Origin of the sequence: Rhizobium jaguaris (assembly GCF_003627755.1) — a bacterium.
Taxonomy (GTDB): Bacteria; Pseudomonadota; Alphaproteobacteria; order Rhizobiales; family Rhizobiaceae; genus Rhizobium; species Rhizobium jaguaris.
In genome coordinates this window covers 537,381-551,721 of sequence record NZ_CP032695.1, presented here as the reverse complement: position 1 = coordinate 551,721, position 14,341 = coordinate 537,381, and the positions used below count along the sequence as shown (strand labels likewise).

The window sequence follows — 14,341 nt, the reverse complement described above, 5'->3', positions numbered from 1 at the left end:
TCCTCACGCCTCTCACCCATTGCACTCCTCAGTGAAACGGGCACCTCCGCTCCTCGATATGGGCCACGAATTCGGGTTCGAAATGCTGCAGCGCCGCCCTGAGCCCCATGGCCGCGCCGTCGCCCAGAGCGCAGAAGGTATTGCCGAAAATGCCCTTGCAGAGAGCCTTAAGCTGGTCCAGATCGTCCGGCGCGCCCTGCCCCGCCTCGACCCGGTGCAGCACTTTCACGGCCCAGTCCAGCCCTTCGCGGCAGGGAGTACACTTGCCGCAGGACTCATGATGGAAGAATTCGATGATCCGGGTCGCGACCTTGACCATGCAGGTCGAGTCGTCGATCACGATCACTCCTGCTGAGCCGAGCATCGAGCCGACAGCGGCCAGCGAGTCGAAGTCCATCCCCACGTCCAGACCGCGCTCCGGAATCAGCGGCGCCGAAACCCCGCCGGGGATCACCGCCTTGATCTTGCGGCCCGGCAGGGCGCCGCCGGCGTAGTCCTCGACCAGCTCGCGCAGCGGTATGCCCATCGGCAACTCGTAGAGGCCGGGTTTGCGGACCTGCCCGCTGAGGCAGTAGAGCTTCGGGCCGGGGCTCTTGTCCGGCCCGATATCCCGAAACCAGTCCGGCCCTCGCATAATGATGTGCGGCACGCAAACGAGCGTCTCGACATTGTTGATCACGGTCGGGCTGGCGTAGAGCCCGGCCACGGCCGGAAATGGCGGCTTCAATCGCGGCTGCGCTCGCTTGCCCTCAAGCGACTCGAGCATCGCGGTCTCCTCGCCGCAGATATAGGCGCCGGCGCCGCAGTGGATGTGTATTGCGAAATTGAAATCCGAGCTTAGAACCTTCCGCCCCAGATAACCCTTTTCATGAGCCTCGGCGATCGCGTGCTCGAGGTGACGTATCGCCATTACATATTCTCCGCGGACGTAGACATAGGCGGTTTCGGCTCCAATCGCGTAGGCGCTGATCGCCAGCCCCTCGATGAGCTGGTGCGGGTCTCGCTCCATGATGATCCGGTCCTTGAAGGTGCCCGGCTCGCCCTCATCGGCGTTGCAGCACAGATATTTCGGCTTGTCGTTCCGCTTCGGCACGAAACTCCATTTCATCCCCGTAGGAAATCCGGCGCCGCCACGGCCGCGCAGATTGGACGCTTTGACGAGATCGATGACCTCGTCGGGCGAGTGCTCGTGCAGCACCTTCGCCAGAGCCCGGTAGCCGCCGCCGGCCTCATAAGTCGACAGCAAACGGCTGTCGGGATCACCTATATTTCTGAGAAGAACCGGGTCGAACATCACGCTACTCTCCCGACGGCCGGATAGAGGCGGGCTCAACGCCCACTACTCGCCCGGCGGTCGCCCGCAGACTGTTCAAGAGCGCGTCTATCCGAGCGACATCGAGGTCGCCGTGGTAATCATCGCCGACTTGCATCACCGGAGCCATCTCGCAAGCACCAAGGCATTCGACGGTCGAAAGCGTGAACAGCCCATCTGGCGTCGTGCCGCCCTTCTTGATCCCGAGAACATCCTCCATATGCCGCAGCAGGTCCTCGGATCGGCGCAGCATGCAGGAGACGTTGTCGCAAAGCTGCAGGTGGAACATCCCGATCGGCTCGGTATGGAAATGGGTGTAGAAAGTCGCCAGTTCGTAGACCCAGATCCGCTCGACCCCAAGAATGTCGGCAACCTCTTCCAACACCGGGCCAGGCAGATGGCCATGTTCCTTCTGGGCGATCAGTAGTGCGGGCATGATCGCCGAGCGCCGGTCGGGATACCGCACTGCCGCCTCTTCGATCTTTTCGCGCATGGTCATCGCATCCAAATCCCTGCTACTTGTCCACCTCTGCCATCACGGGGTCGAGGCTGCCGAGCACGGCGATCATGTCCGCCAGGTAGCGGGCGTTGGTGACCCCGAAAAGGGCCTGAAGGTTGACGAATGAAGGTGCCCGCACCTTCATGCGGAACGGCTTTGGCGACCCGTCGCTAATGATGTAAAAGCCGAGCTCGCCCTTTGGCGCCTCGATCGCCGAATAGACCTCGCCCTTCGGCACGTTGAAGCCGTAGGCCGACAGGTCGAAATGCTGGATGAGCGCCTCCATCGAGCAGTGCACCCGATCCTTGTCCAGCGGGAAGGCGATGGTCGGCATGTCGATCAGGAACCGCCCTTCGGGCATCTGCTCGATGCATTGTTCGATAATCTTCATGCTTTCGCGCATCTCGTCGACCCGGCATTGCCAGCGCGCGTAGCAATCGCCCTCCTTGCGGGTGATGACGTTGAAATCGAGCCGGTCATAAATTTCGTAGGGTTCGTCGCGACGGATGTCCCAGTCGACTCCGGAAGCACGTAGGTTCGGGCCGCTCAGGCCGAGATCGACGGCGTCGTCGCCGGAGATCACGCCCACGCCTTTCGTGCGCTTGAGGAACACCCTGTTATCTTCGAGCAATCGCTCATAGTCGCGGATCCGGCTCGGGAAGATGTCGCAGAACTCCCTGATCTTAGGAAGGAAACCGTCCGGCAGGTCTTCGCGCACCCCGCCAACCCTGCAGAACGAGGTGTGCATGCGCGCACCAGTAATCATCTCCATCAGGTCCATGATCATTTCGCGCTCGCGCATGGCGTAAAGGAGCGCAGTCATGGCGCCCAGGTCCATCGGCAACGCGCCGGTGATCAGGAGATGGCCGGAAATCCGCGCCAGCTCGGCCATCATCACGCGGATATACTGCGCCCGCAGCGGTGCTTCTATGCCGAGGAGTTTCTCCACCGCCAGCGCGAAGGCCAGGTTGTTCGAAGGCGGGCAGAGATAGTCGAGCCGGTCCGTCAGCGGGAATATCTGCGTATAGGTGAAGCTCTCCGCTAGTTTTTCGGTACCGCGGTGGAGGTAGCCGATATGCGGGTCCACGCGCTCGACAAGCTCGCCGTCCAGTTCGAGGACGAGCCGAAGAACCCCGTGAGTGCTGGGGTGCTGCGGGCCGAGATTGAGAAGCACTTCCCTAGTATTGAGCGCTTCGCCTTCGGGCCTGTCGAGCTCGGTGACTTCAGTCATCTCAACTTTCCGGTTTAGAACGGCCTCCTTGTGGAATATTCCTTGTGGCGAGGTCAGGCTGCGTTGGCGGCGGACCTTCGGCGCCGAAGGGGTTTAACTTATCCTTGTAGCCACGCAGGGGAAAATCCTTGCGCTGGGGAAAGCCCTGGAAACCCTCCCACATGTAAATCCGGCGTAGATCGGGATGCCCCTCGAACCTGATGCCGTACATGTCCCAGGCCTCGCGCTCATGCCAGTTGGCCGTGCGCCATACGCCCGTGACCGAGGGAACCTGCGGAGGATCGCCGAGCCGGCACTTGATACGAACCCGCCACCTGTTGGGTAGCGAATAGAGGTGGTACACCGCCTCGAACCGGGGCGTTTCGGGGTAATGATCAACCCCGCAGATGTCCGAAAGGAAATTGAGCCGCAACGCCGGATGTTCTTTCAGAAACCGACAGAATTCGACAATCGCCGCAGGTGGAACAGCAAAGACCTGGATACCATGCGCGACGCCGAGGTCCTCGATTGCTCCCCCGAAACGCTCCATGATCAGAGCGCTATTGAGAAGCGGCTTCACACTCATGATGTTGCAACCCGATCGAGAGGCGTCCCGGCGAGCGCGCGGGACCTCTTGATCTTCTCTTGAAGCAGCAGGAAGCCATGCATCAGCGCCTCGGGCCGGGGCGGGCAGCCCGGCACATGCACGTCGACGGGCACGAAGGTTTCCGAACCCTGCACCACGGCATAGGTGTTGTAGACCCCGCCCGAGATAGCGCAGGTGCCCATGGCGATCACCCAGCGCGGTTCTGGCATCTGGTCATAGAGCCGCCGCACGACGGGCGCGAATTTCCGGGTCACGGTGCCGGCGATAATCATCACATCGGACTGTCGCGGCGAAGGGCGGAACACCACGCCGAACCGGTCGAGATCATAGCGGGCGCATCCGGCCGAGATCATCTCGATGGCGCAGCAGGCAATGCCAAAGGTTTCCGGCCACAGCGCCGACCTCCGGCTCCAGCTAATAACGCTATCGGCCGTGGTGAACAGCACGCTGTCGCGGATCGCATTGTTTACGCCTCCCATTCCAGCGCTCCTTTCAGCCAGGCGTAGCCAAAGCCCACGAGAAGCAGCAGCATAAAGACGAACATCTCGACATATCCGACCAGCCCGATCTCTTTCAGGACGACGGCCCAGGGAAAGAGGAACATCGCCTCGACATCGAAGACGACCAGCAGGATCGCGAGAATAAAAAACGGCACCCTGAAGCGGCCGCCGGCTGCCTCTCCAGCAGCGTCCATGCCGCATTCATAGGGCATGTTCTTCGCGCTATAGGGATTGGACGGACGCAGCAGCGAGGAAACAAACAACGTCACCACCGCCACCAGGACCACTCCGGCGACCATGAAAAGAACCGGCAAGAATTCCATTGCAGTCATCGCACTGCACCGATCACCCAACTAAGGGCTTTTCTCAGGCGGCGACGGACCTCATTTGGGACCAGTTGCGCGGTCGCCCGGAAGCGGTTTGGGCAATCCTTTCCTACGTTCAGAGTTTATTCCGTCGGGCGGATCATTGCAAATCCAATCGATCAGCCGCCCAATACCGAATGTTGGGCAAGTCTCAGAAACCACGATGGAAATAGGCCGATGCCGATAGTGCCGGCGGCGGTGAAAGCGAGCGTGGCGCGCACCAAGGGCGTCAGCGCCGGGGCGAAGACCCTCCCTGGCTCGCGCATATAAATCACCATGACGATGCGGATATAGAAGTAAGCAGCAACGGCGCTCAGTAGCACCGCGATCACCGCCAGCATCACGAAACCACGCTCGACGAGCGCGACCAGCACGTAGAACTTGGCGAAGAAGCCGGCCGTCGGCGGAATGCCGGCCAGCGAGAAGAGATAGAGCAGCATCAGAAGCGCAAGCCCGGGATGCGACTTGGCCAAACCCGCATAGTCTTCGATGGCCTCGCCCGAAAAATCGGCGTTCCGCATCATGATGACCGTACCGAAAATCCCGAGGTTCATGAAAGAATAGATCAGCAGATAGAGCATCACACTGGCGATGCCGTCCGGACCACCGGCCACCACGCCGAAAATGGCGAAACCGGCATGCGCAATACTGGAATAAGCCAGAAGGCGTTTGAAGTTATCCTGTACCAGCGCCACGAAACTGCCGAGCGCCATCGTCGCCACCGCAAGGACCGCAACGATGATCCAGACGTCGGAGGCTGCGAAGAGAGGGTTGAGGAATACGCGCAGGATCACCGCGAATCCAGCCGCCTTGGGGCCGACTGACATGAAGGCCGTGATCGTCGTCGGCGCGCCTTCATAGACATCCGGTAGCCACATATGGAACGGAACCGCGCCGACTTTGAAGACCAACCCCGCGACGATGAAAACCACCGCCAGCAGCAATCCGGGATCGACCGGATGACCGCTCGCTGCCGCAGCCATCGCGTCCAGTTGCGTCGTACCGGTGAGCCCGTAGACCAGGGAAACGCCGTAAAGAAAAATCCCGGTCGAGACCGCGCCAAGGATCACGTATTTCAGCGCCGCTTCGTTCGACCGACGCTCCCGCCGCATAAAGCCGGTCAGCACATAGGTGCAAAGCACCATCAGTTCGAGCCCCACGTAGATCGACAGGAGATCGGTCGCCGAGGCCATGATCATCATTCCAGAAAGCGCAAAGAGCAGCAGGACATAATATTCGCTGCTCTCGATCCCTTCGATGTCGGCATATTTTCGTGAAAGGAAGAATGTCAGGACGGTGGCCAGGTAGAAGACGAGCTTGAAGAAGACCGCGAAGCGGTCGGCGACAAACATGCCCGCGTAAGCCGGCCGCACCTCGCCCGCCAGCATGAGTGTCGCAATCGCGGCGATCAGCACGACCGCGACAGACGCCCAGACAAGGAAATATTCCTGCTCCTTCCGCACGAACTGTCCCAGGATCAACAGGACGCAGGCTCCAGTGACCACCACGATCTCGGGCAAACTTGCAAGGATCGACTGGAACAGCGCGGCGTCGGTCATTGGCCGTTCCCCTTAGCGTGCACTTGCGCCAGCAGATGCTGCACCGAGACGTCAATGATGTTTAGAAAGGGTTTCGGATAGAGCCCTATCCAAAGCACGAAGACGGCCAGCGGCAAAATCGCGGCCATCTCACGGGCATTCACGTCGCGTACCTTAAACTGGAAGCCGGCGCTGGGCGAACCAAGTGCCACATTCCCAAACATGCCAAGCAGATAGGCCGCCCCCAGCAAAGCGCCCAAAACCGCGGCCGCACCAGCGGCCAGGTTGGCCGTAAATCCGCCAGACAGCACCAGCAACTCGCCCACGAATGAATTCGTTCCCGGCAGAGCCATCGATGACAGGGTGAACAGCGCGAGAAACGCGGTATAGACCGGCGCCACCTTCATCAACCCGCCATAATTTGCGATGCTGCGGGTATGCGTCCGCTCGTAAATCAGGCCGACGAACAGGAACAATGCGCCCGTCGTTACGCCATGATTGAACATTTGCAGGATGCCGCCCTCGATCCCGCGGAAATTCAACGCAAAAATTCCCAGCGTCACGAAGCCCATGTGGCTGATGCTGGAATAGGCCACCAGCTTCTTCAGATCGTCCTGCGCCAGCGCAAGCAACCCGCCATAAACGATCGCAAGCGCCGAAAGCGCCAGCATCAGCGGCGAATAATACACTGTCGCCGCCGGCAGCATCGGCAGCGAGAACCGCAGGAATCCGTAGGCGCCCATCTTCAGAAGCACGCCGGCGAGGATGATGCTGCCAGCCGTCGGCGCCTGCACATGGGCGTCCGGCAGCCAGGTGTGCACCGGGACCATAGGCACCTTGACCGCGAAGGCGATCAGAAAGGCGAAGAACAGCCAGGACTGGACCTGGAACGGCAAAACCTGTGCCGTGAGTGCGAGGATGTCAAAGGTCCTACCGCCCTGGAAATAGAGCACGATGACACCGATCAGGAAGAGGAGGCTGCCCGCCAGCGTGTAGAGAAAGAATTTGAACGCTGCATAGAGCCGCCCGTCGCCGCCCCATACGCCGATGATCAGGTACATCGGGATCAGCATTGCCTCCCAGAAGACGTAGAACAGGAACAGGTCGAGCGCGCAAAACACCCCCAGCATCAGCGCCTGCATGACCAGCAGACTAATCATGAACTCTTTCACCTTGCGGTCGATCGCAACCCAGGAGGCAAGCACGCAGATCCAACTGAGCAGCGCGGTCAGGAACACGAAGAGCACGCTGATTCCGTCGACACCAAGTGCATAGGTGATCCCAAGTGCGGGCACCCATTGGCGCGACTCGGTAAACTGCATCGCCTGGCTGGTGGTGTCGAAGCCGGCCAGCATGGCGATGCAGAAAGCAAGGTCGAGGATGGTGACGCCCAGCGCCGTCCACCGCACCGCATCGTCGCCGCGCAGAAACATCAGAATCGCCGCACCGGCGGCAGGCGTGAATACGACGAAGCTGAGGAGCGGGAACCCCATGGCACCCCCCTACCGCCACGCCACTGCGAAGACGATGATGGCTGCCGTCACCCCGACGAGCATCGCCAGCGCGTAATGGGTGACGACGCCGGTCTGGAGCCGCCGCAGCCTGGCTCCGCCACGCAGGATCGATCGGGCAACGCCGTTCACAACGGCATCCACGCCGGTGAGATCGACCCGCAGTCCCGCCCGCGCCGCACCATGCAGGAAGGGCAGCGCCGCGGTCTCGGACACGTCGCTCACCGCCTTCTCGTAGCGCGCCAGAGGCTTTTCAGCGAGCCACATGAAGCCCCGCGCGCCCTTGCGATAGAACCAGTCGGTATCGATGCTGATCGTGTTCTCGGGATCGAGCGCCTTGAGGAACAGCACGAATCCCAGGGTGGTGAACATCAGCAGGCCGAGGCTCTCCATGACATGGAGGCCAGTATAGGGTTGGAAATCGACGGGATAGGGCAAAAGCGCATAAAGCGGCTGGGGGAAGACCCCGATCGCAATGCAGAGCACCGCCGCCATGGCCATCGCGACCAGCATGTTGCGCGGCGGCTCCCGCGCTTCCAGTTTCCGATCCGTGCCGAAAAACATGTAATAGGGGAGCTTGAGCCCGGTGTGCAGGAACGTCCCGGACGACGCCATCGTCAGGGCCAGCACCACCAGCGCCCGATGATCCTCTCCAGCCGCGGCGATGACCATCGATTTGGTGACAAAGCCCGAGAAGAACGGAAATGCCGAGATCGCGAAGGCGCCAACCATGTAGAGTGCCACGGTCAGTGGCATGGTCTTGTAGAGCCCGCCAAGCTCGGTGAGCTTGCGCCGCCCCGTGACGTGGATCACCGCCCCAGCCCCCATGAAAAGCAGCGCCTTGTAGAGAATATGCGCGAAGGCATGACTGGCGGCGCCATTCACCGCCATCTCGGTCCCGATGCCGATCCCCGCCACCATGTAGCCCACCTGGCTGACGATGTGATAGGCGAGAAGCCGTCGGCAATCGTTCTCCAGCACCGCATAGATGACGCCATAGAGCGCCATCACGGTGCCGAGCCAGACCAGTATCTCGGTGCCCGGAAATGCCCGCGCCAGGACATAGACGGCGGTCTTGGTGGTGAAGGCGCTCATGAACACCGCCCCGGTGACGGTCGCCTCCGGATAGGCATCGGTCAGCCACGCGTTGAGCGGCGGCACAGCTGCGTTGAGGATGAATCCGGCGAGGATCAGATAGGCGCCGGCGCCCATCCCGCCATCGATCGCCCCCCGCCCCATCGGGCCAAAGAGCAGCGAGCCAGTGGAGAGCCCGTGGAGAATGATGCCGCCGAGCAGAACGACGCCACCGGTTATATGGACCATCAGATATCGGAACCCTGCCCGTATCGCTGGCCCGCCGCGTTGCGCGAAAACCAGGTAAGCGGAGGCGAATGCCATGGCCTCCCAGAACATGTAGAGAGTCAAGTAGTCACCGGCGAACACCACACCGAGCGCGCCGCCGACATAGATGAAGGCCGCCACGTGCTGGCCAGCATCCGTCAGGTGCAGCGCATAGACCATGCCGATCAGCGCCATGATGGTGAAAACGGTGGCAAAGACGATGCTCAGCTTGTCGACCTTCGCGATCAGGAGTTCCTGCCCGATGAACCGCACCTCGCCATAGCTGCCAGGCTGCATCGTGAGCACGGCGAGGATCGCGAGCGCCGGGATCAGCAGCAGATAGGCCTTGCGGATCGACCCGCTAAGGAACGGGATCGGCAGAGCGCCGAGGATGAAGAGCAGAGCGGGATGGATGAAGTCAGTCATAATAATCCTCGCGCCGCATCAGCCCGACCCGATGGCCGAGAAACTTGGAAACGAAGATGAGCACTATGCAGGAGCCGAAGCCGTAGACGGCGGACCACCCAGGTACGCGGTCCCACGGATATTCGGCATGATCTCGAGGGACCAGAAAGTCAGCCGCGACGATCAGGATGAGCATCAGATAGAACAGCTGGCGCCGCCGCCTGGCATATTCCTCGTCACCAAAGAAATGGACGACACGTTTGATCATCTGACCACTCCATCCGCCAGGGTGAGGAAATAGCCGGGGAAGATGCCCATCAGCACCGAGAGGATGGCGGTCGCGACAAGCGGGATCGTCACCAGCGGTATTTCACGGACCGTCGGCGGGCTCTCTTGCGCCTCCGTCCCGAAGAAGGCGGCGTAGCTCACCGGCAGGAAATAGGCTGCGTTCAGGACCGAGCTTACCAGAAGCACAGCCACGAACGCGATCTGCCCCGCGTCCACGGAGCCCATGGTCAGATACCACTTGCTGACGAAGCCCGCGGTCGGCGGTATTCCGATCATGCTTAGTGAAGCGATGAAAAATGCGCCCATCGTCCAGGGCAGCCTGCGGCCGATACCAGCCATGTCGCTGATGTTTCGCTTGCCGGACGCGCAGTAGATCGACCCGGCGCAGAAAAAGAGCGTGATCTTCGAGAATGCGTGCGCAGCCATGTGGATAATGCCGCCGACCATCGCGACCGGCGACAGCAGAACCGCGCCCAGCACGATGTAGGAGAGCTGGCTGACTGTCGAATAGGCAAGCCTCGCCTTCAGATCGTCCCGCGTCAAAGCATAGATCGATGCCATCAGGATCGTGAACGAGACCAGATAGGCTGTGGCGATGCCGAGGCCCAGCTCGCCGACCAGCTTGACGCCGAAGACATGGAACACTACCCGCAGCAAACAAAACACGCCCATCTTGACCACAGCCACGGCATGCAGGAGCGCGCTAACCGGCGTCGGCGCTACCATCGCGGCCGGCAGCCAGGCGTGCATCGGCATCACTGCCGCCTTGGCGAAGCCGAAGAGGTAGCAGAAATAGACGACCGTCAGTAGCGCCGCCGAGGCATTGACGCCGGCCAATAGTCCCCCCTCCCTAAAATCGAGGGCCCCTGCAATGGAGTAGGTCAGCGCCAGCGCGGCGAGCAGCACGCTTTTCGACGCTCCCATCAAATAGACGAGGTACTTGTGGGCGCCCTTCCATCCCTCTTCGTCCTCATGGTGATAGACGAGTGGATAGGTAACGAGGCTGAGCGCCTCGTAGAATATGACCAACGTGAACAGATTGGCGGCGAAGGCGCCCCCGACGGCGGCCGCAAGGCTGGTGGCGAAGCAAGCGAAGAACCGGGTCTGTGCATGCTCGTTCAAGTGCCGCATGTAGCCGATGGAATAGATTGCGGCCACGATCCATAGCAGCGACGAAATGGTGGCGAATACCATGCCGAGCGCATCGGCCCTGAAAGCGAACTCGACCCCCGGCAATATCTCGAACAGGTGCAAATCGACCGTCCCGCCCGAAAGCACCGTGGGGGCCATCGAGGCGACAATCGCGAACAGGACAATTGCGGCCAATGGCGAGACGAGATCGCGGAGTTTCTCACGGTTGTTCAGAAGCAGAATTATCAGGGCCGCCAGGCCTGGAACGGCGACGGCAAGCAGTGGCCGGATCGATGTCACCGGGTCCAAGCCGCTATCCTTTCATCATGGTCACGTCGTCGACCTTGAGGGTGGATTTGTTCCGCACAAGGGCAACCAAGATACCGAGGGCGACGGCAACCTCCGCCGCGGTGATTGCGATGACGAAGATCGCGAAGATCTGCCCACGGAAATCGCCGTACTGGCGCCCGAAGGCGAGGAAGTTGATGTTGACCGAATTGAGCAGCAGCTCCAACGACATCAGCACGACAAGAATATTGCGCCTGAGCAACACGCCTGCCGCTCCGATCACGAACAGAACCACACCGAGCAAAATATACCACCAGAGCGGAACCATCACCCCGACTCCTTGCGCGCCAGAACGATGGCGCCGATCAGGGCCGCCAGCAGGATGACGGAGGCGACTTCGAACGGCAGGAGATAATCGGCAAAAAGCGTTGTGCTGAGCTGTCTGATCTCATCGCCGCCACCCGGGGCGACGGGCTCCGTAACCGCAAAACGGCCGCTCCGGAGCACCAGCGCAACCATCTCGAGCCCAAGCAGGACGAGCAGTACCAGAGCTGACAGATTGCCGCCCGGTAGGAACCGCTGCAAAACCGCTTCGCGCACATCAATCATCATGATCACGAACAGGAAGAGGACCATGATCGCGCCGACATAGACGAATAGCTGGATGACCGCGAGGAACGGCGCCCCGAGTAAGACAAAGATGGCAGAAATCTGCAGGAAACAAGCCATCAGCGCCAATGCGCTGTGAACCGGATTGCGCGCCACGACCACCATCAGGGCCGCGATCACGGACACCGAAGCGAACAGAAGAAAAAACCCCTGATCCATCGACGCGACCCTCCCACGCGAGCTATTACTCGGCGCGAGACGGCCGGATTTGTGATAGCTCCGCACTTCAGGTGCATTCACAAATTGTGCCCTAGTATTGGATTTTTAACAAGATTGTTGTCGTCGATGGCGCTACCGCGCGGGTCCAAATGCAGCGAAAGACGCTTCGGAAGCTGGCTAAGCACATATTGGGAGCAAAATGCCGCTCGGTCCTCCGGTTATGGTCCGCAGGACCAGTGACACTGTGAACTTGTCGGCTGGGTCAAAATACGGCGCCAGGCGGTTTAAGCCGCCTTCCCGTTCATTGAAGCATTCAATAAAGCACGACGCTGCGAATGCTTTCCCCCGAATGCATCAGCTCGAAGCCCTTGTTGATGTCTTCGAGCGGCATGGTGTGGGTAATCATCGGATCGATCTGGATTTTGCCTTCCATGTACCAGTCGACGATCCTCGGAACGTCGGTGCGGCCGCGCGCCCCGCCGAAGGCCGTGCCCATCCAGGTGCGGCCGGTGACCAGCTGGAAGGGACGGGTGGAAATCTCCTGGCCGGCGCCGGCAACGCCGATGACGACGGATTTGCCCCAGCCGCGATGCGAGGCTTCCAGTGCCTGGCGCATCACCTTGGTGTTGCCCGTGCAGTCGAAGGTGTAGTCGGCCCCGCCGATCTGGTCGGCGCCGCGCTTCGTCATGTTGACGAGGTAGGGCACGATGTCGTCGCCGACCTCCTTCGGATTGACGAAATGCGTCATGCCGAAGCGTTCGCCCCAGGCCTTCTTGTCGTTGTTGAGGTCGACGCCGATGATCATGTCGGCGCCGGCAAGCTTCAGCCCCTGGATGACGTTCAAACCGATGCCGCCGAGGCCAAAGACGATTGCGGTCGCTCCCATCTCCACCTTGGCGGTGTTGATGACCGCGCCGATGCCGGTGGTCACCCCGCAGCCGATATAGCAGATCTTGTCGAAGGGGGCGTCGGGATTGACCTTGGCGACGGCGATCTCCGGCAGCACCGTATAATTGGCGAAGGTCGAGCAGCCCATATAGTGATGGATCTTGTCCTTGCCGATCGAAAAGCGCGAGGTGCCGTCCGGCATCAGGCCCTGGCCCTGGGTCGAACGGATCGCCGTGCACAGATTGGTCTTGCGCGACAGGCAGGACGGGCATTCGCGGCATTCGGGCGTATAAAGCGGAATGACGTGATCACCCTTCTTGACCGAGGTGACGCCCGGGCCGACATCGACGACGATGCCGGCGCCCTCATGGCCGAGGATCGCCGGAAACAGGCCTTCCGGATCGGCGCCCGACAGGGTGAAATCGTCGGTATGGCAGATGCCCGTCGCCTTGACCTCGATCAGCACTTCGCCGGCCTTCGGGCCATCGAGCTGCACAGTCATGACTTCGAGCGGTTTTCCAGCGGCAACGGCTACGGCGGCGCGCACATCCATGGACATTCCTCCAATTATTGTTCTCGAGTTTTGTTCGAACTGTCAGTCGGCAGTTCTGGCCCACAAATCGCGGGCGTGCTGCATCAAAAGCAGGGATTCCTCCCACCGGTCCGTGGTGTCTTCTCCATCCCGTCCCGTAATCGCATAGGGCTTTGGCCCCAACTCGCAAGTGAACGCGAGGGTATCGGCCGCGGCAGCGCGCTTGCGCCAGCTGCGGAAACCATATTCCCACCAGCCGAGGAAAAGATCGACCCAAGGCCGATGATGAGGAAAGGAAATTTCGATCTGAACCTGTTCGCGTGAAGCGACACGGCCATGAAACGCCCATGAGCTATCAAGGATTCGGTGGATCAGAGCATGATTTTCGTCGGACACCGGCCAGGCGAATTCCCGTCCGACAAGAAAATGGGAGATGTCGCCCAACAGCTTCAAATCCGGAAGCCGGTCGAGCAGATCGAGCGTGAAGAAGAGATCGGTAGTCATGCGGTCCCGATGTGTCTCGATCCAGACGTCGATACCGGCTTCCTCCGCCAGCCGTTGCCAGCCCTCCAGCAAGGGAATGCAATCTTCCAGCCGCCGCAGCCGCACATCCGGCTGAAGACAGATGTGGTGAACATTGTATTCGGCGGCGATTTCGAGCACAGGCTTCAGGTCGTCGACGGTCTTGGGAAAGCATTGACCTTCCGCCTGCAGACCGTGCTCATCGAGCAAGCCTGCAACACGACGCACGACATTGCGATCGTACCAATGGGTGCTGATGCCATCAAAGCCAGCCACCGCGATCTTTTCGATATTCTCCTCCAGAGTGAGCTCCGGATATGTCGCGCTGCGCCGCTCCATGGCCCAGAGCGACTGGAATATGAGCATGCTCTGCATGGTGCCTCCCCCTACCTGTGGCTTCACAAATCACGAATTTCACGCCTTGGCCAGACGGTCGGTTGAGGTGTTTTGATCATCACGGCGTTTCATTGCAAAACGGATGTAATCCGGCGTCTGGAGCCATAGGCGTGATGGTTTTTCATCAAAAAACTCTCAGACGCCAACCGGCTCTATCGGTAACTCTCTGGAGGCGGTCAC

General features: G+C 60.6%; 15 protein-coding genes. All 15 read right to left on the bottom strand.

The annotated features are described in order from the left end of the window. Positions 1–28: 28 nt before the first annotated feature. Positions 29–1,294 carry an NADH-quinone oxidoreductase subunit NuoF gene (nuoF, locus tag CCGE525_RS24710; protein ID WP_120706994.1) on the bottom strand — a complete coding sequence of 422 codons (1,266 nt, stop codon included), beginning with the start codon at positions 1,292–1,294 and terminating at the stop codon, positions 29–31. Between the two features lie 4 nt (positions 1,295–1,298). Beyond that, entirely contained in the window at positions 1,299–1,811 is a 513-nt protein-coding gene (locus CCGE525_RS24705) for an NADH-quinone oxidoreductase subunit NuoE (RefSeq protein WP_120706993.1), read from the bottom strand. Positions 1,812–1,827: 16 nt separating this feature from the next. Further along, positions 1,828–3,042, bottom strand: a complete 1,215-nt coding sequence (nuoD, locus tag CCGE525_RS24700) for an NADH dehydrogenase (quinone) subunit D (protein WP_120706992.1) — start codon at positions 3,040–3,042, stop codon at positions 1,828–1,830. A 1-nt stretch (position 3,043) separates the two neighbouring features. Then, a complete protein-coding gene (locus CCGE525_RS24695; RefSeq protein ID WP_120706991.1) occupies positions 3,044–3,607 on the bottom strand; it encodes an NADH-quinone oxidoreductase subunit C in 564 nt (187 codons plus the stop codon). Continuing rightward, positions 3,604–4,107 (bottom strand): NuoB/complex I 20 kDa subunit family protein, encoded by a 504-nt coding sequence (locus CCGE525_RS24690; protein ID WP_120706990.1) that lies wholly within the window; start codon positions 4,105–4,107, stop codon positions 3,604–3,606. Before CCGE525_RS24690 ends, CCGE525_RS24695 begins: the two co-directional genes overlap by 4 nt. Further along, on the bottom strand, positions 4,095–4,460 hold the full coding sequence (locus CCGE525_RS24685; protein ID WP_120706989.1) for an NADH-quinone oxidoreductase subunit A: 366 nt from the start codon (positions 4,458–4,460) through the stop codon (positions 4,095–4,097). Before CCGE525_RS24685 ends, CCGE525_RS24690 begins: the two co-directional genes overlap by 13 nt. Positions 4,461–4,612: 152 nt before the next feature. Then, on the bottom strand, positions 4,613–6,052 hold the full coding sequence (locus tag CCGE525_RS24680) for an NADH-quinone oxidoreductase subunit N (RefSeq protein ID WP_120706988.1): 1,440 nt from the start codon (positions 6,050–6,052) through the stop codon (positions 4,613–4,615). Further along, positions 6,049–7,524: an NADH-quinone oxidoreductase subunit M gene (locus CCGE525_RS24675; protein ID WP_120706987.1), complete on the bottom strand. Its 1,476-nt coding sequence runs from the start codon at positions 7,522–7,524 to the stop codon at positions 6,049–6,051. The genes CCGE525_RS24680 and CCGE525_RS24675 overlap by 4 nt, the downstream gene beginning before the upstream one ends. 9 nt (positions 7,525–7,533) lie before the next feature. Then, the gene (locus CCGE525_RS24670; RefSeq protein ID WP_120706986.1) at positions 7,534–9,309 is read right to left on the bottom strand and encodes a Na(+)/H(+) antiporter subunit D; all 1,776 of its coding nucleotides are present in this window, start codon (positions 9,307–9,309) and stop codon (positions 7,534–7,536) included. Next, positions 9,302–9,556, bottom strand: a complete 255-nt coding sequence (locus CCGE525_RS24665; RefSeq protein WP_120706985.1) for a hypothetical protein — start codon at positions 9,554–9,556, stop codon at positions 9,302–9,304. Before CCGE525_RS24665 ends, CCGE525_RS24670 begins: the two co-directional genes overlap by 8 nt. Beyond that, on the bottom strand, positions 9,553–11,016 hold the full coding sequence (locus tag CCGE525_RS24660) for a monovalent cation/H+ antiporter subunit D family protein (RefSeq protein WP_120706984.1): 1,464 nt from the start codon (positions 11,014–11,016) through the stop codon (positions 9,553–9,555). Before CCGE525_RS24660 ends, CCGE525_RS24665 begins: the two co-directional genes overlap by 4 nt. 4 nt (positions 11,017–11,020) lie before the next feature. Further along, positions 11,021–11,323: an NADH-quinone oxidoreductase subunit NuoK gene (gene nuoK, locus CCGE525_RS24655; protein WP_120706983.1), complete on the bottom strand. Its 303-nt coding sequence runs from the start codon at positions 11,321–11,323 to the stop codon at positions 11,021–11,023. Further along, entirely contained in the window at positions 11,323–11,823 is a 501-nt protein-coding gene (locus tag CCGE525_RS24650; RefSeq protein ID WP_120706982.1) for an NADH-quinone oxidoreductase subunit J family protein, read from the bottom strand. Before CCGE525_RS24650 ends, nuoK begins: the two co-directional genes overlap by 1 nt. Positions 11,824–12,136: 313 nt before the next feature. Continuing rightward, positions 12,137–13,264, bottom strand: coding sequence for an S-(hydroxymethyl)glutathione dehydrogenase/class III alcohol dehydrogenase (locus tag CCGE525_RS24645; protein WP_120706981.1), 1,128 nt, complete (start codon positions 13,262–13,264; stop codon positions 12,137–12,139). A 42-nt stretch (positions 13,265–13,306) separates the two neighbouring features. After that, positions 13,307–14,140: a sugar phosphate isomerase/epimerase family protein gene (locus tag CCGE525_RS24640; RefSeq protein WP_120706980.1), complete on the bottom strand. Its 834-nt coding sequence runs from the start codon at positions 14,138–14,140 to the stop codon at positions 13,307–13,309. Positions 14,141–14,341: the final 201 nt, after the last annotated feature.